Raw genomic sequence first — 18,030 nt, 5'->3', positions numbered from 1 at the left:
CCCCTCGGGGCGCTCGGGCCGTCGTGTCCCCTCCGGGAGGTTCCCGGAGGGGACACGGTGCCACGGGGCCTCGGTACGATGCGCTGGTCGCCGAGGGACCGGGGAACGGGAGACGGGAGACGGGAGTGCCCGTAGTCGTATGAGACTTTTCACAGCAGTCCTCCCGCCGGAGCACGTGGTGGCCGAGCTGGCCGCCGTCGTCGACCTGCTGCGCAGCCGCGACGGGTCGGCCGTGGACGGGCTGCGCTGGACCCAGCGGCCCGGCTGGCACTTCACCCTCGCGTTCTACGGGGAGGTGCCCGACGAGACCGTGCCGGAGCTGTCGGCACGGCTGGAGCGCGCGGCGTCCCGGACGGAGCCGTTCCGGCTGGCCCTGCGCGGCGGAGGGCAGTTCGGGCCGGGGCGGACCCTGTGGGCCGGGGCCGAGGGGGAGCTGCCGGTGCTGCGGCGGCTCGCGGACCGCGCGGAGGCCGCGGCGCGCCGCGCGGGCCTGGACATGGGGCGGCACCGCCGCTACCGCCCGCACCTGACGCTGGCGAGCACCCGTGCGCAGCGGGACCTGGACGCCCTGGTGACCGAGCTGGACGGGTTCACCGGCAGTGAGTGGACCGTGGACGAGCTGGCGCTGGTCCGCAGCACGCTGCCGCGCAGCGGGGTGCCCGGTGAGCAGCCCCGGTACACCAAGGTCGGCGGGTGGCCGCTGCGCGGCGCCGGTTAACCTCAGCTCTGTGGACCCGAAGACCCGGAACCGGATCATGGCCGGTGTGCTCGTGCTGATGTTCGCGGTCGTCGTCGTGGCGGCGGCGGTCAACAGATGAGGCGCGCGGACGCCTCCGGCGCGCCTGGGGGCGACCAGACGTGTCCGGTCCGCGGTGATCTGTCCGTTTCGTCACGGTAGGGACGTGGGAGGTGCCCCCGCCCCCGCGCCCCGTCCGGGGCGCCCGGCACGGCACGAGACGCGCCGCCGCCCGCGCGCCCGCTACCAGGCGAACGCCTCCGGGGACGGGCCGGTGCCCGGGAAGATCTCGTCGAGACCGGCCAGGACCTCCTCGGACAGCGTCAGCTCGACCGCCCGCACCGCCGAGTCCAACTGCTCCTGGGTGCGCGGACCGATGATCGGTCCCGTCACGCCGGGCCGGGTGAGCAGCCAGGCCAGAGCGGCCTCCCCGGGCTCCAGGCCGTGCTTGTCCAGCAGGTCCTCGTAGGCCTGGATCTGACTGCGCACCGCCGGGTTCGCGAGCGCGTCGGCGGCCCGGCCGCCGGCGCGGCGGCCGCCCTCCGCGGTCTTCTTCAGCACGCCGCCGAGCAGGCCGCCGTGCAGCGGCGACCACGGGATGACGCCCAGGCCGTAGTCCTGCGAGGCGGGTATGACCTCCATCTCGGCGCGGCGCTCGGCGAGGTTGTACAGGCACTGCTCGCTGACCAGGCCGTAGCTGCCGAGCCGGGCGGCGGTCTCGTTCGCCTGGGCGATCTTGTAGCCGGAGAAGTTGGACGACCCCGCGTACAGCACCTTGCCCTGCTTCACGAGGACGTCGATCGCCTGCCAGATCTCCTCGAACGGTGTGTTCCGGTCGACGTGGTGGAACTGGTAGAGGTCTATGTGGTCCGTCCGGAGCCGCTTGAGGCTGGCGTCCACGGCGCGGCGGATGTTCACGGCGGAGAGCTTGTCGTGGTTGGGCCAGGCGTCGCCGTCGGCGGCCATGTTGCCGTACACCTTGGTGGCGAGGACGACCTTGTCGCGGCGTCCGCCGCCCTGGGCGAACCAGTTGCCGATGATCTCCTCGGTGTGGCCCTTGTGCTCGCCACCGCCGTAGACGTTGGCCGTGTCGAAGAAGTTGACTCCCGAGGCCAGTGCCGCGTCCATGATGGCGTGGCTGGTGGCCTCGTCGGTCTGCGGTCCGAAGTTCATGGTGCCGAGCACCAGCCGGCTGACCTTTGAGCCTGTGCGTCCGAGCTGCGTGTACTCCATGGTCGTCAAGCCAACGACGTCGAGTGCGCTCTAATCAAGGGGGCGGGGGCGCCGAGGCGCCCGTCGCAGGCCGGGCCGGCCCCCGGGCGTTCACCCGGGGGCGGTGGGGGCGGTGGGGGTGGGGACGGTCAGTCCCGGGGGAAGTCGGCCGTGTGGAGGACGAGGCCGACGGGGGTGCGGGTGAGGTCGATGTCGGAGCCGAAGGTGATCTTCGACTCGGTGGTGTACTCGCCGTCCTTGGGCTCGCTGTAGACGCGGCAGGTGCCCTGGTAGGGGTCGGCGATGAGGTAGACGGGGACTTCGGCGGTCGCGTAGATGTTTTTCTTGGGGCCGTAGTCGTTCATTCCGGTGCTTCGGGAGATCACTTCGGCGACGAACTCGACGTCCTGGTACCGCCAGCGGCCCGCCTCGTTCTTGACGGCGTCCTCGGCGAGCACCGTCACATCGCTGGCGAAGCCGTTGAGGAGGTCCGGGTAGTCGATGCGCACATCGGACTTCAGCCGACGCCGGGGGTACTTGGCCCGCAGTTGCTCGATGATGTCCAGGGTGATTTCCCAGTGCGTGTCGCGCTGCGGCGCCATGAAGATGTTGCCCCCGACGATCTCGGTCTTGAATCCCTCGGGGACGGGCATCCTCTCAAGCCACTCGAACATCATGTCCAGGGTGCGCTCGTCGCGGCTGTCGGCCATTTCGATCCCGTCGGTCGCTTCGACATCGATCCTGTCGGTCTCCTGGACCTTCATCATGGCGCTCCTCCCCAGCCGCCGCTGATCGCGCGCGGCCGCGCAGTACAACGATACGCAGGGTGACGAGGTAACGCGGCAGGGCTGGGGTAGGTGGGGTGGATGTGGCAGGTGGGGGCTGGGGCGGGTGCGGGGGTTGTCACACTGGGGGTATGGAGCAACGTGAGATCAGCAGGCTCGGCAAGCAGGTGTCCGTCGTCGGCCTCGGCACATGGCAGCTCGGCGCGGACTGGGGAGACGTGGCCGAGAAGGAGGCGCTGGACGTCCTGGACGCCGCCGTCGAGAGCGGGGTGACGTTCTTCGACACGGCGGACGTCTACGGCGACGGGCGCAGCGAGCAGCGCATCGCGGCCTTCCGCAAGGCGCGCCCGGACGCGGACGTCCTGGTCGCCACCAAGATGGGCCGCCGCATGGAGCAACTGCCCGAGAACTACGTCCTGGAGAACTTCCGCGCCTGGAACGACCGCTCCCGCCGCAACCTCGGCGTGGACCGCCTCGACCTCGTCCAACTGCACTGCCCCCCGACCCCCGTCTACTCCTCCGGCGAGGTCTACGACGCCCTGGACACCCTGGTCGCCGAGGAGCGCATCGCCGGCTACGGGGTGAGCGTGGAGACCTGCGAGGAGGCGCTGACGGCCATCGGGCGGCCGGGGGTGGCCAGCGTGCAGATCATCCTGAACCCGTTCCGGATGAAGCCCCTGGAGAAGGTGCTGCCGGCCGCCCGCGAGGCCGGGATCGCCATCATCGCGCGCGTGCCGCTCGCCTCGGGCCTGCTGTCCGGCCGCTACACCAAGGACACCGTCTTCGCGTCCGACGACCACCGCACCTACAACCGGCACGGTGAGGCGTTCGACCAGGGAGAGACGTTCTCCGGCGTCGACTACGCGACCGGCGTGGAGGCCGCGGCGGAGTTCTCGGCGCTCGCCCCCGAGGGCGCCACGCCCGCGCAGACCGCGTTGCGCTGGATCGTGCAGCAGCCCGGCGTCACCACCGTCATCCCCGGCGCGCGCTCCGCGGAGCAGGCCCGCGGCAACGCCGCCGCGGCCGACCTGCCGCCGCTGTCGCCGGAGACCATGGGCGGGATCCGGGACCTGTACGACCGGAGGATCAGGCCGCAGGTGCACGACCGCTGGTGAGCGGGGCTCCGGGGTCCGGTCGGGGCGGTCCGGATGCCGGGCCGGGGCTGGTTCAGGGCTGGTCCGGGGGCCGGGCCGGGGCTGGTAGGGCTGGTTCGGGGGCCGGGCCGGGGCTGGTAGGGCTGGTTCGGGGGCCGGGCCGGGGCTGGTAGGGCTGGTTCGGGGGCCGGGCCGGTGCGGGGGCGGTGTCGGGCCGGAGCCGGAGACGGTCTCCCGGCGGCTCTCCGGTCACCCCGGCGGGCCGGGGGATCTCCCCGGCTCCGGTCACCCGGGCGGGCGGGTCTTCCCGGCGGCTCAGGACCCCGCGGCTCCGGTCACCCCGGGCGGGCCGTACCGTTCACCGGACGCCGGTACCCCGGGCCCACCGGACGCCGGTGCCCCGGGCCCGCCGCGGCCGGTGCGCACCGGCCTACCGCCGCGGCCGGTACGGCCCGCCCAGCCCCCACGCCTCGTGCAGCGCCCCCGCGAACGCCGCCGCGAGCTTGTGCTCGCCGGAGGCGTTCGGGTGGGTGCCGTCGTAGGTGTCGCGGTGGACGTCGTACTCCTCGGGCGGGGAGGCCGCGAGCAGCGGTGACGCGGGCCGGTCGAGGTTGGCGACGGCCTTCGCGAGCAGCGCGTTGAACTGCTCCACCTCCGCGGCGAAGAACGCGTCCGACTCCGCGCGGATGTTCGGGATGACGGGCAGCAGCACGATCGCCACGTCCGGGTTGGCGGCCCGTGCCTCGGCCACGAACCGGTGCATGCTGACCGCGGTGTCGGCGGCGCCGGTGAAGAAGCCGAGGTCGATCAGGCCCAGCGACACCAGCAGCACGTCGGCCCGCTCCCGGGCCACCGTCTCGCCGATCAGCGGCGCCATGTGCCGCCAGCCCTCGCCCCAGCCCGCCAGGTGCCGCCGGGCCCGCGCGGGGAACGCGGGATCGGCGTACGCGGACGACACGGGGGCGTCGGCCGCCTTGTCGTAGAGCGTCTCGCGCGGTCCGACGATGGCGAAGGGGCCGCCGAAGGTGGCGCACAGGTGCTGCCACATCCGGTAGCGCCAGGTGTGCTCTCCGGCGCTCCCTATCGTCATGGAGTCGCCGACGAACATGAACCTCAGCATCCGGTCATCATCCCGGACGGTCCGCGCCGCCCGGTGCCCGGGGCCGCCCGAGCCCGAGGGCCGCCCGTTGCCGCGAGCCCCGTACGCCCGGCGACGGGGATGGCAGGCTTGGCCCCATGCGTGCGCTGACGCCCCTCGCCGGGGCCGCTCTCCTTGTCGCCCTGTCCGCGGGCCCCGCCGCCCTCTCCCCGGGGGCCGCCGCGGCGGACGGCGCGCCCCGGGCGTTCACGATCGAGGACCCGCGGATCACCGAGTCGAGCGGCCTCGCCGCCAGCCGCCTCCACCCGGGGATCTACTGGACGCACAACGACAGCGACGACGGCCCGTACATCTACGCGGTCGACTCGCGGACCGGGAAGACGGTCGCCACCGTCACCATGACGGGCGTCGGCCGCCCGCGCGACGTGGAGGCCATCTCCATGGGCCCCGGCAACACCCTCTACGTGGGCGACATCGGCGACAACCTGGGCGGCACCTGGCCCCACGTGTGGATCTACAAGCTCCCCGAGCCCCGCGAGCTGCACGACCAGACCGTGCGGGCCACCCAGTACACCGTGACGTACGAGGACGGCCCGCGGGACGCCGAGGCGCTGATGGTGCATCCGAAGACGGGGCGGGTCTACATCGCCGACAAGAACGAGGACGGCGGGCACCTGTACGAGGGCCCCGCCACGCTCTCCCCCTCCGGCACCAACGTCTTCAGGAAGGTGGCCCCCATCGACCTGTGGGTGACCGACGGGGCGTTCTCCCCGGACGGCAGGCACCTCGCGCTGCGCGGCTACTTCGGCGGCATCCTCTACGACTGGCTGGACGGCAGGCCCAAGCGGAACGCCCGGCTGGACGTGCCCATGCAGGGGCAGGGCGAGTCCGTCACGTACACGCCCGACGGCGGCACGCTGATGTACGGCAGTGAGGGCGCCCGGAGCAAGGTCGTCCCGGGCCGGCTGCCGGGCGCCTCGGGCTCGGGCGCCGCGGGCGGCAGCGGGGCCACGGGCGGCGGCTCGGGCGGGCACGGCTCCACGGCCGACTACGGGAAGGGCGCGCTGGTGCTGCTGATCGCGCTGGCGGTGGTGTTCAGGGCGAAGAAGGTGGTGCGGCGGGGGTGAGGACCCGCTTGCGGCGCAAGTGAGGACTCGCGCGGCGAGTTGTCCGGCCGTCACCGGCCGACGGGGGCGGTTTCTGTCGTGTCCGGGCCCGGGGGAGCGACCGGCCACGACGAGACCGCCGGGTCCCGTCGGGTCGTCACCTGCGAAGGGGGCCCTTTCTGTCGTCGCCGGCCACCGGCCGGTGGTGCTACGGCTCGCCGGCGACGCCGTCGGACCGCGGGCGCGCGCCGCGACGCTCGGCGGGGAGCGGCCGTAGCTCGTAGTGGAGCGTGGCCTCCCGCCGCATCCGGTGGAACGCCGGGACGAGCACGCCGTGCACCAGCGGGTACTTGCGGGTCAGCAGCCGTGCGGCGTGCCGGTCCTCCGCGCCGCCGTGCTCCAGCAGCCGGACCCGGGCCTTGACCGCCGGGCCGGTGGGGACGCCGCGGGCCGTCGACGGCGCGAGCTCCACCACGGGGTCGTTCCGCATCCGCCTGGCCTTCCAGGAGGTGCTGAAGGTGCGGAAGTATGCGTGGTCGCCCTCGACCACCACGTTGACGGGGGTGCCGACGCCCGTGCCGTCCCTGCGGTGGCTGGTGAGCAGCGCGGCGAACTGTTTGACGAAGGGGCGGAGCGGTTCGCTCGGGGGAGTCGTCATGCCTCCATGAAGGCACAGGGGCGTGGGGCCGGCGACCGGTGTGCCGCGCCCCCGCCCCGCCGCCGGCCCCGGCTTCCCGGGCCGCCGGCCTCAGAGGCTCCCCGGGGCCGCCGGCGCCGTCAGAGCTGCTCGATGACGTAGTCCACGCACTTCGTCAGCGCCTCGACGTCCGCCGGGTCGATCGCGGGGAACATCGCGACGCGCAGTTGGTTGCGGCCCAGCTTGCGGTAGGGCTCGGTGTCGACGATGCCGTTGGCCCGCAGCACCTTGGCGACCGCGGCGGCGTCGATCTCGTCGCTGAAGTCGATGGTGCCGATGACCTGCGAGCGCTTCGCCGGTTCTGAGACGAAGGGGTTGGCGTACTTGATGTCCTCGGCCCAGCCGTACAGCGTCCGGGCGGAGGTGGCGGTGCGGCGGACGGCCCAGTCCAGGCCGCCCTGGCCGTTGATCCAGTCGAGCTGCTCGGCGAGCAGGAAGAGCGTGGCGAGAGCGGGGGTGTTGTACGTCTGGTTCTTGCGGGAGTTGTCGATCGCGGTCGGCAGCGAGAAGAACTCCGGCACGTGGCGGCCCGAGCCGTGGACGCGCGCGGCGCGCTCCAGTGCGGCCGGGGAGAAGACGCCGATCCACAGGCCGCCGTCGGAGGCGAAGGACTTCTGCGGGGCGAAGTAGTAGACGTCGGTCTCGGCGATGTCGACGGGCAGGCCGCCCGCGCCCGAGGTGGCGTCCACCAGTACGAGGGCGCCGTCGTCCGCGCCGGCCACACGCCTGATGGGCATGGCGACGCCGGTCGAGGTCTCGTTGTGGGTGAGGGCGTACACGTCGGTGCCCGGCTCGGCGTGGGGCTCCGGGTGGGTGCCGGGGTCGGCGGAGACGATCGTCGGCTCCGCGAGCCAGGGCGCGAGCTTGGCCGCCTTGGCGAACTTCGACGAGAACTCTCCGAACGAGAGGTGCTGCGACTTGTCGTCGATCAGGCCGTGGGTCGCGATGTCCCAGAAGGCGGTGGAGCCGCCGTTGCCGAGGATCACCTCGTAGCCCTCGGGCAGTGAGAAGAGCGCGCTCACGCCTTCGCGCACCCGGCCGACCAGGTTCTTCACCGGGGCCTGGCGGTGCGAGGTGCCCATCAGCGAGGCGCCGGTGGCGGCCAGCGCGTCCAGCGCCTCGGTCCGCACCTTGGAGGGGCCCGCGCCGAAACGGCCGTCCGCGGGCTTGATGTCAGCAGGAATCCGGATCTCAGCCACGATCCGGAGCGTATCGCCTTACGGAAACGGGAGGGAAAGGGTGTCCGTCCGATGAGACACGGGGCTCCCGCTCCGGGTGGGCCCCCTGCCGGGGCGCGCCCGGGTGCGGGGGCCCGCCCGGGTGCGGGGGCCCGCCCCGGCCCGCGCAGGGGCGCGGGGAACTGCGCGGCCGGCCGCGGTGACGCCCGCGGGTCGTCACCGGCCGGGGGAGGCTGTTGCCGTCGTGGTGGCGACCTGGTCGAGGAACGCCCGTACGGCCGGGGACGAAGCCCGGTGGTCGGCGACGGCGACCGCCAGGGAGCGGGGGGTCCGGGGAGCGAGCGGGCGCGTGACGACGGCGCCGAGGTCCGCGGGGAGGCCGAGGGTGGGCAGGATGCTCACCCCGAGACCGGCCCCGACCATCTCCAGCACCGCGGACATCTCCCTCGCCTCGAAGGCCATGTCGAACTCGACGGAGACCGTGTGCGCGACGGCCAGGAACACCTGCGCACAGCCCCCCGTCGGGCAGACGAACGGCTCGCCCGCGAGCTCCTGATAGGTGACCGCCGGCCGGCCGGCGAGCCGGTGGGAGGCGGGCAGTACCGCGACCATCTCGTGGGTGTCGAGCAGGACCGTGTGCAGGTCCGGGGCCGGCAGCGTGACCACGCCGGCGTCCACCGCCCCCTGGCCCAGCCAGTCGCGGACCTCCTGATCGCTGCCTTCGAGCAGCCGCACCTGCACCTGGGGGTGCCTCCCGGCGAACGCGCGCAACTGGGACGAGACGAGCCTCTCGGTGGCGCTGGGCACGCTGGCCAGCCGCAGCGCCCCCGTGACCCGGCCGGCGACGGCGGCGACCTCTGCGTGCAGCAGGTCGAAGTGGCGGACCGACTCGCGGGCGTGCGCGACGGCGCGCGTCCCCGCTTCGGTGAGGGTGACACCGTCGCGGTGCCTGACCAGGAGCGGGACGCCCAGCTCCGCCTCCAGCGAGGAGACGGACCGGCTGACCGACGGCTGGGACATCCCGATCCTCCTCGCCGCGCTGGTGAACCCGCCGTGCTCGGCGACCGCCAGCAGCACCCTGAGCTGGAGCAAGGTCATCGCGGCCCTCTCGCCCCTCGTCCCTCGTCGTCCATCGTTCGTCCCTCGTTCGTCCCTCGTCGTACAGCGCAGCCCTGGCGCGCGGCCATGACCGCAACGCATATCCGCTATAACCAGGATGATATTTCACTAACTCCATCCAAAACAATAAAGTCATGGATCCAAGCGCTCCCCTCGCAGGAAGCTGAGGAAGCTGAGGAAGCCCGGGAAGCTGAGAAGCCCATCCGGCGACGCGGCGGCGCTGAGACGCACGTCCGGCCGCACCGCGCCGGGCCCCGGATGGAAGAGAGTGAGCGATGGACAGCAGGAGAGTGCTCATCACCGGTGCCTCGAAGGGCATCGGGCGGGCCGTGGCCGAGCGGCTCGCCGCGGCCGGGCACCGGCCCGTCGGCCTGGCGCGCACGCGCCCCGAGGACTTCCCGGGCGAGTTCCACGCCGTCGACCTCGCCGACCGCGCGGCCACCGCGGCCGCGCTCGACGACGTCCTCAGCGCCGGCACCGTCGACGCGGTGGTCAACAACGTGGCGCTCGTCCGCCTCGCCGAGCTGGGCTCCATCGACCTCGACGACCTCGCACCGATCCACGACCTCAACGTGCGCGTCGCCGTCCAGGTCGCCCAGGCGGCACTCCCGGGCATGAAGGCGCAGGGCTGGGGGCGGATCGTGAACATCTCCAGCATGGTCACCCTCGGCACCCCGCAACGGACCGCCTACGGGGCGGCCAAGGCCGCGCTGGACGCCTGCACCCGCATCTGGGCCGGTGAGCTGGGCACGACCGGGATCACCGTGAACGCGGTGGCGCCGGGCCCGACCGAGACGGAGCTCTTCCGTGCCAGGACCCCGGTCGGCTCCGCCGGCGAGGCCCGTTACCTCGGCGGCATCCCCGCGAAGCGGTTCGGCCGGCCCGACGAAATCGCCGCCGGCGTGTGCTTCCTGCTCTCGGACGACGCGGGCTTCGTCACGGGCCAGATACTCCGCATCGACGGCGGCGGCAGCCTCGCCGCCGCCTGACACACCACGGAGGAAGTGGGGGAGCGACCGGGCAGGGCGGTGCCCGCGGGTCTTCACCGGCCGAATGGGTCTCTCTCCGCCGCCCCCGCCCACCCCCCGGCCCGGGGCCGGGGCCGGGGCCGGGGGCGGGGGCGGAGAAAGTCGGTGAGTGGCTGCAACCTCGGCGAGGGGTGCGCGTCTGTCGGGGTGGAGGCGCCTTCGCAACGGGGCCCGCGGTACGGGACGCCACCCGTGCCGTGCGCCCGCCCACGCCAACGTCGAGCTGATTCGAGGAACGGAATGTCCGCACGTCACACCGCCACCCGCAGCACCCTGCGGAGCCGGATGCGCAGGGTCCTGGGAACGTCCGTGGCCGTCGCCGCGCTGGGTCTCGGAGGCGCCGTCGCCGCCCACGCGAACACCTCGGGACCGAGCCCCGCCCCGGCACCGGCCCCGGCGAAGCCCGCGCCTGCGAAGCCTGCGCCGTCCACGCCCGCGAAGCCCGCGCCCGCGCCCGCGAAGCCTGCGTCCGCGAAGCCCGCGCCCGCGAAGCCTGCGTCCGCACCCGCGAAGCCTGCGCCCGCGAAGCCCGCGCCGTCCACGCCCGCCCCCGCCCCCGCGAGGTGACGCCGCCGCGCCGGTGAGGTGCTGCCGTCCCGTACCCACCCCCACGTCCAGGAGATGCATGAGGACAGCGACGTTCCCGGTCGTTCCGGTGCGGGATGCGGTGCGGGATCCGGTGTGGAGCCCGGTGCGGGCGATCGCGCCGGGCCCCGCGCCGCGGTGGTGGCGCGCGCTGCTGCGGAGCATCGAGCGGAGCCGGGGGCGCCCGGCGCCCTCACCCGGGCCCGCGGCGCCCTCACCCGGGCCCGCGGGCCCCGCCGTCGGGGCGGACGGCGGCGGGGTGCGGCCGCGCATCGACGAGCTGTACCACCACCGCCGCCTGGACCTCGTCCGGCTGGCCCTGCTGCTGGTGGACGACCTGCCGACGGCGGAGGACGTCGTCCAGGACGCGTTCGCCGCGCTGTTCCGGCGGCACGGCGAGCTGCTGGCGGGCGTGGAGGACCCGGAGGCGTACCTCCGTACCAGCGTGGTGAACCGGGCGCGTTCCGTGCTGCGGCGGCGCAGGACCGTCCGCGCCCACACCCCGGAGCGAGAGGGGCACGCGCCGCCCGCCGAGGAGTACGCGCTGCTCCACGAGGAGCACCGGCAGGTGCTCGCCGCGCTCGGGCGGCTCACCCGGAGGCAGCGGGAGGTGCTGGTGCTGCGGTACTGGTCGCACCTCACGGAGGCGGAGATCGCCGAGACGCTCGGGCTGTCCCGCGGGGCGGTCAAGTCCACGGCGAGCAGGGCACTGGACGCGCTGGAGAGACGGCTGCGGGAGGAGTGAGGACTGGTGCGGACTCAGGCGGGGTGCCGCGGGGCGCGGGTCCTCAGGGATACGCCGAGGGGAGGGTTCCGGTGAAGGGGTGGCCCAAGCGGCTGTGGGCGCCGCGCTGGGCGGTGGGGCGGCGAGGGACGCGTCCGGGCGCCGGCGGTGCGCTGATCGAGCGGCGGCTGCGGGACGCGCTGGAGGCGCGGGCCGGCGCCGTCGGCCATGCGGACCTGCGGCGGGCGGTGCCGCCGTCCGCCGCCGCGGGGCGCGGCCGGTTCGCGGTGGTGCGCGGTCCCGGCGGCGGGGGACTGGCGGCGCTGGGGCTGGCCGCCGCGGTGGTGTGTGTGCTGGTGGTCGCCGGTCTGCTGGTGCGGGGCGGGGCGCCGCGGCACGAACCCGTCGGGCCCGCGCACCCCTCCCGACCGCACACCTCTTCCCCCGTGCCGCGACCGCCCACCACGCACGGCCCTTCGCCGGCGCGGCCTGCCCCGCACGGGTCTGGCCCGGGCTCCGCGCCGGCGGCGGGGTCAGGGCCCGCGGCCCCGCCGAGCGCCGGCTCCGGTTCCCCGGCCGGCGCGGGGCCCCTGCCCCGCTGACCCGCCGCTCGGCGCGTTCGGCTGCTTCGGGTGGGTGGTGCCATGCCTTGCCCCTTCGGGGCGGTGGTTCCCTGGCTGTCTTGTTGTGGTTGCGCGCGCAGTTCCCCGCGCCCCTTGCGGGGCGGGGCTGCGCCCCTGCCCTGTTCTCTCGGGTTGGTGGTTGCCTGGCTGTCTCGTCGTGGTTGCCGCGCAGTTCCGCGCGCCCCCGATACGCGGGGCCGCGCCCCGATCAGGGGCGCGGGGCTGTGACATCGTGCCGCTCCGCCGCGTGGCGCGGGCACCACCCACCGGGCCGCGGGCCGGAAGGGGGCCGCGGTGCGCTCCGCGCCATCGCTCACCCTCCGTGCTCTCCACGGAGTCAACACCTCCGAACCGGCGCCGCAGAAGAGCCCCTGTGGCAGACTGCCGCGGGTCATCAGGCTCGGAGGTGGGGGCGTGAGCGAGCCGCGGTCGGCTCCGACGATCGGTCAGCTAGTGCTGAGCAGGCAGCTCCGCGCGCTGCGCGAGAAGGCCGGCGTCAGCAGGGAGCAGGCCGCCGCCCTGCTGCACGTCACGCCCAGCACCATCCGGCGCATGGAGACCGCGGAGGTCGCCCTCAAGATCCCCTACATCCAGTTACTCCTGCCCGCGTACGGCGTCTCGGAGAGCGACGTGGCGGTCTTCCTCCGGCTGGCCGACGAGGCCAACGAACCGGGCTGGTGGCAGCGGTTCCACGACATACTGCCGGACTGGTTCAGCGGCTACGTCAGCCTGGAGGAGTCGGCCCGCGTCATCCGTTCGTACGAGCCGCACTTCGTGCCCGGCCTGCTCCAGACGGAGGACTACGCGCGCGAGGTCCTCACCAGCGGCTCGGTCGGCCGCCGGGAGCCCGGACGTGTCGAACGTCACGTCGCTCTCCGTCTCGAACGCCAGGCGCTGCTGAGGCGTCCGGACGCGCCCCGGTTCTGGGCCGTGGTCGACGAGACGGTGCTGCTGCGTCCCGTCGGCTCGTCCGCGGTGATGCGGGCGCAGATCGACCGGCTGCTCCAGGCGACCGAGCTGCCGAACGTCACCCTCCAGATGGCGGAGCTCTCCGCCGGCCACCACCCGGGCACGTACAGCCCGTTCGTGCTCTTCCGGTTCGCCGCGCCGGAACTCCCCGACATGGTCTACATCGAGTACCTGACCGGTGCGCTCTACCTCGACCAGCCGGACGAGGTCGCGGAGCACATGGAGGCGATGGACCGCATGGTGGCCCACGCGGAGTCCGCCCAGCGCACCCGGGAGATCCTGCGGCGGTACCGCGACCGGGTCTGAGACCGGTCACTGCTGCGGACTGCCGGGGCCGCACCGGGGGTTCGCACGCGGCCGCACCGGGTCCGCACGCGGCCGCACCGGGTCCGCACGCGGCTGAACGGGTCCGCACGGACCGAACGAGTCCGCACGGGCCCCGTACCGAAGACGGCACCCGTGCACAGCACGCCCACCTCGGCCACACGGTTCGCCCGGGGTTCCGGATGCATGCTGGAGGCATGACGGATCTCGACGATGCGGCCCGCCACCCCCACCCCGGACATCACCCCCGATCCCACCCGGACCCGGCCGACCCCGACCGGCTCACCGCGCTCCGCCGCGAGCTGGCCGCCGCCGTCTCGGGCGGCGCGGGCGACGTGGACTTCTCCACCACCGCCCGGGCCCTCACCACCATGGACGCCTCGAACTACCGGCGGGTGCCCGTGGGCGTCGTCACGCCGCGGGACGCCGACGACGTGGCCGCCGCGCTCGCCGTGTGCCGGAGCCACGGCGTGCCGGTCGTCGCGCGGGGCGGCGGGACGTCCATCGCGGGCCAGGCCACCGGCACCGGTGTCGTCCTGGACTTCACCCGCCACATGAACCGCATCCTCGCCCTGGACCCCGCGGCGCGGACCGCCGTCGTCCAGCCCGGTGTCGTCCTCGACCGGCTCCAGGAGGCGGCGGCACCGCACCGGCTGCGGTTCGGGCCCGACCCGTCCACGCACGGCCGCTGCACGCTCGGCGGCATGATCGCCAACAACTCCTGCGGCTCGCACTCGGTGGCGTGGGGCACCACCGCCGCCAATGTCCGGGAGCTGTCGGTCCTCACCCACCGCGGCGAGCGGCTGCGCCCCGGCCCGCACTGGGCGGGCGCGCCGGACGGGCTGCGGGCGCTGGTGGACGGCGATCTCGCGCTGCTGCGCACCGGTTTCCCCGAGCTGCCCCGCCGGATCTCCGGCTACGCCCTGGACGCGCTGCTGCCGGAGCAGGGCGCGGACGTCGCCCGGTTCTTCTGCGGCAGCGAGGGCACCCTGGGCGTGCTCACCGAGGCGGTCGTCGGCCTTGTCGAGGCACCACGCGCGCGTGCCCTCGCCGTGCTCGGCTACTCCGACGAGGGCGCCGCCGCGGACGCCGCGGCCGGGCTGCTGCCGTTCGGGCCGCTGACCGTGGAGGGCATGGCGGCGGACCTGGTGCCGCCGGGCACGGCGGGGCTGCCGAAGGGCGGGGCCTGGCTGTTCGTGGAGACCGGCGGCGACACGGAGCAGGAGGCACGCGCGCGTGCCGACGCGATCGTGCACGCCGCCGACGTGCTGGACGCGCTGGTCGTGGCCGACCCGGCCGGGCAGCGCACCCTGTGGCGGGTCCGCGAGGACGCCTCCGGCACCGCCACCCGGATGCTTGACGGCAGCGAGGCCTGGCCCGGCTGGGAGGACTGCGCGGTGCCGCCCGCCCGGCTCGGCGGCTACCTGCGCGACTTCCGCGCGCTGCTCACCGAGCACGGCCTGCGCGGCACACCGTACGGGCACTTCGGCGACGGCTGCATCCACGTCCGCATCGACTTCGACCTGATCGGTGCGGACGGCATCCGGCGCTTCAGGCGGTTCTCCGAGGCGCTGGCGCATCTCGTCGTGGAGCACGGCGGCTCGCTGTCCGGGGAGCACGGCGACGGCCAGGCCCGCGCCGAGCTGCTGCCGAGGATGTACGGGCCCGAGCTGGTGCGGCTCTTCGAACGGACGAAGGCGGTCTGGGACCCGGACGACGGGCTCAACCCCGGCATGCTGGTCCGCCCCGCCCGGATGGACGAGAACCTCCGGTTCGCGCCGCTGCCGCGCGAGCCGGTCCCGGTGGCGTTCGGCTACCCGCACGACGGCGGCGACTTCTCGGCCGCGGTACGGCGGTGTGTGGGCGTGGCCAAGTGCCGTGAGACGGCGGTCTCGCCGGGTGACACCGCCGTCATGTGCCCCTCGTTCCGGGTCACCGGTGACGAGAAGCACTCCACGCGCGGGCGTGCCCGGCTGCTCCACGAGATGCTTGCGGGTGGCGTCGGCGGCGGCGGTGCGGCCGCGCGCGGGCCGGGCGCCGGGGCGCCCGGCGGCGGGGGCGCCGTGGGGCCCGTGGACGTCGTCATCACCGACGGGTGGCGCTCCTCGGAGGTCATGGAGGCGCTCGACCTGTGCCTGTCCTGCAAGGGCTGCCGCAGCGACTGCCCGGTGGGCGTGGACATGGCCACGTACAAGGCGGAGTTCCTGCACCACCACTACCAGGGCAGGCGCCGGCCCGCCGCGCACTATGCGCTGGGGTGGCTGCCGCGCTGGCTGCGCGCCGCCGCCGCGCTGCGGCTCGCGGGCCCCGCGAACGCCGCCGTGCGCGTCCCCCCGCTCGCCGCCCTCGCCAAGCGGCTCGGCGGCCTCGCGCCCGAGCGGGAGATCCCGCGGCTGCCCCACGAGACGTTCCGGCAGTGGTTCGCCCGGCAGCCCGGGACGGCCGGCCTGGGCGGTCTGGGCGGCGTGGGCGGTCTGGGCGGCGTGGGCGGCCTGGGCGGCGTGGGGACGGGGGGCACGGGGACGGGCGCGGGCGACGGCACGTCCGCGGGCGGCGGGCCGAGGGGTGGCGGTGGGCGCTCGGACGGCGGCCGGCCGCGGGGCGGTGACCGGCCGGGCGGCGGTGACCGGCCGCGGGACGGCGCCCGGGCCCCCGGCGAGGAGGGGCCGCTCGGCGACGGCGTCACCGTGCTGTGGCCCGACACGTTCACGGACCACCTCTCCCCTGAGGTCGGCAAGGCGGCCGTCCGGGTGCTGCACGACGCGGGGCGCCGGGTCGCGGTGCCGCCCCGGGGCGTCTGCTGCGGCCTGACGTACATCTCGACGGGCCAGTTGGACCGCGCCCGTGCCGTCCTGCGCCGCACCCTGGACCTGCTGGAGCCGGCCGGCCTCGACCGCCCCGTGGTGGTCCTGGAGCCGAGCTGCGCGGGCGCCCTCAGGTCCGACCTGCCGGAGCTGCTGGCCGACGACCCGCGCGCGCGTCGGCTCGCCGACTCGGTGCGGACCTTCGCCCAGGCGCTGGAGGAACAGGCCCCCGACTGGCGCCCGCCGCGCCTGGACCGGGCGGCCGTCGGCCAGACCCACTGTCACCAGCACGCGGTGCTCGGCGACGCCGCGGAGCGGCGGCTGCGCGAGCGGGCGGGCCTGACCGGCACCCTCAGCGGCGGCTGCTGCGGCCTCGCGGGCAACTTCGGCTTCGAACGCGGGCATTACGACGTCTCCGTGGCCTGCGCCGAGGAACAACTGCTGCCCTCCCTGCGGCAGGCCCCGTCCGGCGCCGCGGTCCTCGCCGACGGCTTCTCCTGCCGCACCCAGCTCCAGCAGCTTTCCGGCGTCCGCGCCCGCCACCTCGCGGAGGTGCTCGCCGAGGGGCTGGCGGTGCGGGGCGACGGGGAGGTGCCCGGGAGCGGTTGACGGGGCCGTGGGCGACCCCGGGTCCCTCCGGGGCGCGGGCCTTCCGGGGCGCGGGCCTTCCGGGGCGCGGGCCTTCCGGTCGGCGGGCCGGTCGCCGGCCGTGGGGGTGGTGGCGGTTGCCCACGGTCTCCCCGCGCCGTTCCCGTGGCCTTCTCCGCGCCGTTCCCGTGGCCTTCCGCACGGGGATCCCGGGGGGTTCCCGCGCCTGCCGGGGCGGGTCCGGACGCCCGGGTTCCGTACCGTGGACGTCCAGTCGACGGGACGGGACAGCGATGACGGACGGCAGAGCGGGCGGGGCGGGGTCCGGCACGGAGGCCATGGGCGCGGGCGGCGGGGTGCGTGCGGACGGCGTGCCGCCCGGTGGCGGGGGCCCGCGGGACGGCGTGCCGCCGGGCGGCGGGGGCGTCGCGGGCCGCGAGCGGCTGCGGTCCACCCTGCCGTCCGTGACGATGGTGGTGAGCGCGGCGGTCTCCGTGCAGTTCGGCGGGGCGCTCGCCGTGTGGGTGATGCCGCGCACAGGGCCTGCCGGGGTGGTCGCGCTGCGGCTGGTCGTCGCCGCGGTGGTGCTGCTCGCCGTCTGCCGCCCCCGGCTGCGCGGGTACACGCGTGCCGACTGGGGCACGGTCGTCGTCTTCGGTGTGATCACCGGCGCGATGAACAACGTCTTCTACCAGGCGGCCGCGCGGATCCCGCTCGGCATCGCCGTCACCCTGGAGGTGCTCGGCCCGCTGGCCCTGTCGGTGATCGCCTCCCGGCGGCTGATCAACGTCCTCTGGGCGGCCCTCGCCCTCACGGGTGTGTTCCTGCTCGGCGGGGGAGGGTTCGGCGGGCTCGACCCGGTGGGCATGGCGTGCGCGCTCGGCGCCGGCGCGCTGTGGGCGCTGTACATCCTCTTCAGCGCCCGTACCGGGCAGCGGTTCCCGCAGGCGGACGGCCTGGCGCTGGCGATGGCCGTGGCGGCCGTGCTCTCGCTGCCGTTCGGTGCCGCGGCGGCCGGGCGGCGGCTCCTGGTGCCCGGCACCATCGGCCTCGGCGCGGGCGTGGCGCTGCTCTCCACCGTGCTGCCGTACACGATGGAGCTGATGGCGCTGCGCCGGCTGCCCGCCGCCACCGTCGCGGTGCTGACGAGCCTGGAGCCGGCCGTCGCCGCGCTGGCCGGCTTCCTCGTCCTGCACCAGGCGCTGTCGGCCACCGACGCCCTCGCCGTCGCCATGGTGATCGTGGCCAGCATGGGCGCCGTGCGCACGCGCACCGGGCGGCTGCGGCCGCCGCGCCGCAGGCCGCCCCGGGGCGGGCCACCCCGGCGCGGGGCGGCGCGGGGCATGAGCGAGGCTTGAG

Annotated in this window: 16 protein-coding genes; 9 read left to right on the top strand and 7 right to left on the bottom strand. The window is 74.9% G+C overall.

Annotation, left to right across the window (positions count from 1 at the left end; all coding sequences use genetic code 11):
* The first annotated feature begins 139 nt into the window (after window positions 1–139).
* Complete coding sequence (thpR, locus tag ACSMXW_RS15720) at window positions 140–718, top strand: RNA 2',3'-cyclic phosphodiesterase (protein ID WP_485807069.1); 579 nt, start codon at window positions 140–142, stop codon at window positions 716–718.
* Window positions 719–979: 261 nt separating this feature from the next.
* On the opposite strand, the gene ACSMXW_RS15715 is transcribed toward thpR, so the two are convergent.
* Both ACSMXW_RS15715 and ACSMXW_RS15710 read right to left on the bottom strand, forming a co-directional pair.
* Window positions 980–1,969, bottom strand: a complete 990-nt coding sequence (locus ACSMXW_RS15715) for an aldo/keto reductase (protein ID WP_485807067.1) — start codon at window positions 1,967–1,969, stop codon at window positions 980–982.
* A 128-nt stretch (window positions 1,970–2,097) separates the two neighbouring features.
* Window positions 2,098–2,715, bottom strand: coding sequence for a Uma2 family endonuclease (locus ACSMXW_RS15710; protein ID WP_485807065.1), 618 nt, complete (start codon window positions 2,713–2,715; stop codon window positions 2,098–2,100).
* A 149-nt stretch (window positions 2,716–2,864) separates the two neighbouring features.
* Here ACSMXW_RS15710 and ACSMXW_RS15705 point away from each other — a divergent pair, with 149 nt between their 5' ends.
* The gene (locus tag ACSMXW_RS15705) at window positions 2,865–3,848 is read left to right on the top strand and encodes an aldo/keto reductase (protein ID WP_485807063.1); all 984 of its coding nucleotides are present in this window, start codon (window positions 2,865–2,867) and stop codon (window positions 3,846–3,848) included.
* 409 nt (window positions 3,849–4,257) lie between these two features.
* Here the strand turns inward: ACSMXW_RS15705 and ACSMXW_RS15700 are convergent, their stop codons facing one another.
* A complete protein-coding gene (locus tag ACSMXW_RS15700; protein WP_485807061.1) occupies window positions 4,258–4,947 on the bottom strand; it encodes an SGNH/GDSL hydrolase family protein in 690 nt (229 codons plus the stop codon).
* A gap of 116 nt (window positions 4,948–5,063) precedes the next feature.
* Here ACSMXW_RS15700 and ACSMXW_RS15695 point away from each other — a divergent pair, with 116 nt between their 5' ends.
* Window positions 5,064–6,053: a WD40 repeat domain-containing protein gene (locus ACSMXW_RS15695; protein WP_485807059.1), complete on the top strand. Its 990-nt coding sequence runs from the start codon at window positions 5,064–5,066 to the stop codon at window positions 6,051–6,053.
* A gap of 187 nt (window positions 6,054–6,240) precedes the next feature.
* On the opposite strand, the gene ACSMXW_RS15690 is transcribed toward ACSMXW_RS15695, so the two are convergent.
* The 3 genes from ACSMXW_RS15690 to ACSMXW_RS15680 form a co-directional block, all read right to left on the bottom strand.
* The gene (locus tag ACSMXW_RS15690) at window positions 6,241–6,690 is read right to left on the bottom strand and encodes a PPOX class F420-dependent oxidoreductase (RefSeq protein ID WP_485807057.1); all 450 of its coding nucleotides are present in this window, start codon (window positions 6,688–6,690) and stop codon (window positions 6,241–6,243) included.
* Window positions 6,691–6,809: 119 nt separating this feature from the next.
* Window positions 6,810–7,928 carry a phosphoserine transaminase gene (serC, locus tag ACSMXW_RS15685; protein ID WP_485807055.1) on the bottom strand — a complete coding sequence of 373 codons (1,119 nt, stop codon included), beginning with the start codon at window positions 7,926–7,928 and terminating at the stop codon, window positions 6,810–6,812.
* 195 nt (window positions 7,929–8,123) lie between these two features.
* A complete protein-coding gene (locus tag ACSMXW_RS15680; RefSeq protein ID WP_485807053.1) occupies window positions 8,124–9,005 on the bottom strand; it encodes a LysR family transcriptional regulator in 882 nt (293 codons plus the stop codon).
* Window positions 9,006–9,301: 296 nt separating this feature from the next.
* Here ACSMXW_RS15680 and ACSMXW_RS15675 point away from each other — a divergent pair, with 296 nt between their 5' ends.
* Window positions 9,302–10,015 (top strand): SDR family oxidoreductase, encoded by a 714-nt coding sequence (locus tag ACSMXW_RS15675; protein ID WP_485807051.1) that lies wholly within the window; start codon window positions 9,302–9,304, stop codon window positions 10,013–10,015.
* Between the two features lie 290 nt (window positions 10,016–10,305).
* Here ACSMXW_RS15675 and ACSMXW_RS15670 read toward each other — a convergent pair whose 3' ends face one another.
* A complete protein-coding gene (locus ACSMXW_RS15670) occupies window positions 10,306–10,596 on the bottom strand; it encodes a hypothetical protein (RefSeq protein WP_485807049.1) in 291 nt (96 codons plus the stop codon).
* A gap of 83 nt (window positions 10,597–10,679) precedes the next feature.
* Here ACSMXW_RS15670 and ACSMXW_RS15665 point away from each other — a divergent pair, with 83 nt between their 5' ends.
* The 5 genes from ACSMXW_RS15665 to ACSMXW_RS15645 all read left to right on the top strand — a co-directional run bounded on the left by ACSMXW_RS15665 (window position 10,680) and on the right by ACSMXW_RS15645 (window position 18,029).
* A complete protein-coding gene (locus tag ACSMXW_RS15665) occupies window positions 10,680–11,384 on the top strand; it encodes an RNA polymerase sigma factor (protein ID WP_485807047.1) in 705 nt (234 codons plus the stop codon).
* Between the two features lie 71 nt (window positions 11,385–11,455).
* Window positions 11,456–11,965: a hypothetical protein gene (locus ACSMXW_RS15660; RefSeq protein WP_485807045.1), complete on the top strand. Its 510-nt coding sequence runs from the start codon at window positions 11,456–11,458 to the stop codon at window positions 11,963–11,965.
* 435 nt (window positions 11,966–12,400) lie between these two features.
* Window positions 12,401–13,261: a helix-turn-helix domain-containing protein gene (locus tag ACSMXW_RS15655; protein WP_485807043.1), complete on the top strand. Its 861-nt coding sequence runs from the start codon at window positions 12,401–12,403 to the stop codon at window positions 13,259–13,261.
* A gap of 215 nt (window positions 13,262–13,476) precedes the next feature.
* Window positions 13,477–16,692 carry an FAD-binding and (Fe-S)-binding domain-containing protein gene (locus ACSMXW_RS15650; protein ID WP_485807041.1) on the top strand — a complete coding sequence of 1,072 codons (3,216 nt, stop codon included), beginning with the start codon at window positions 13,477–13,479 and terminating at the stop codon, window positions 16,690–16,692.
* 317 nt (window positions 16,693–17,009) lie between these two features.
* The gene (locus tag ACSMXW_RS15645; protein ID WP_485808065.1) at window positions 17,010–18,029 is read left to right on the top strand and encodes an EamA family transporter; all 1,020 of its coding nucleotides are present in this window, start codon (window positions 17,010–17,012) and stop codon (window positions 18,027–18,029) included.
* Window position 18,030: the final 1 nt, after the last annotated feature.

The organism is Streptomyces sp. DSM 116793, from assembly GCF_057320905.1.
Note: the sequence above shows the minus strand (reverse complement) of the source record. Positions and strands in the feature narration are given on the sequence as shown.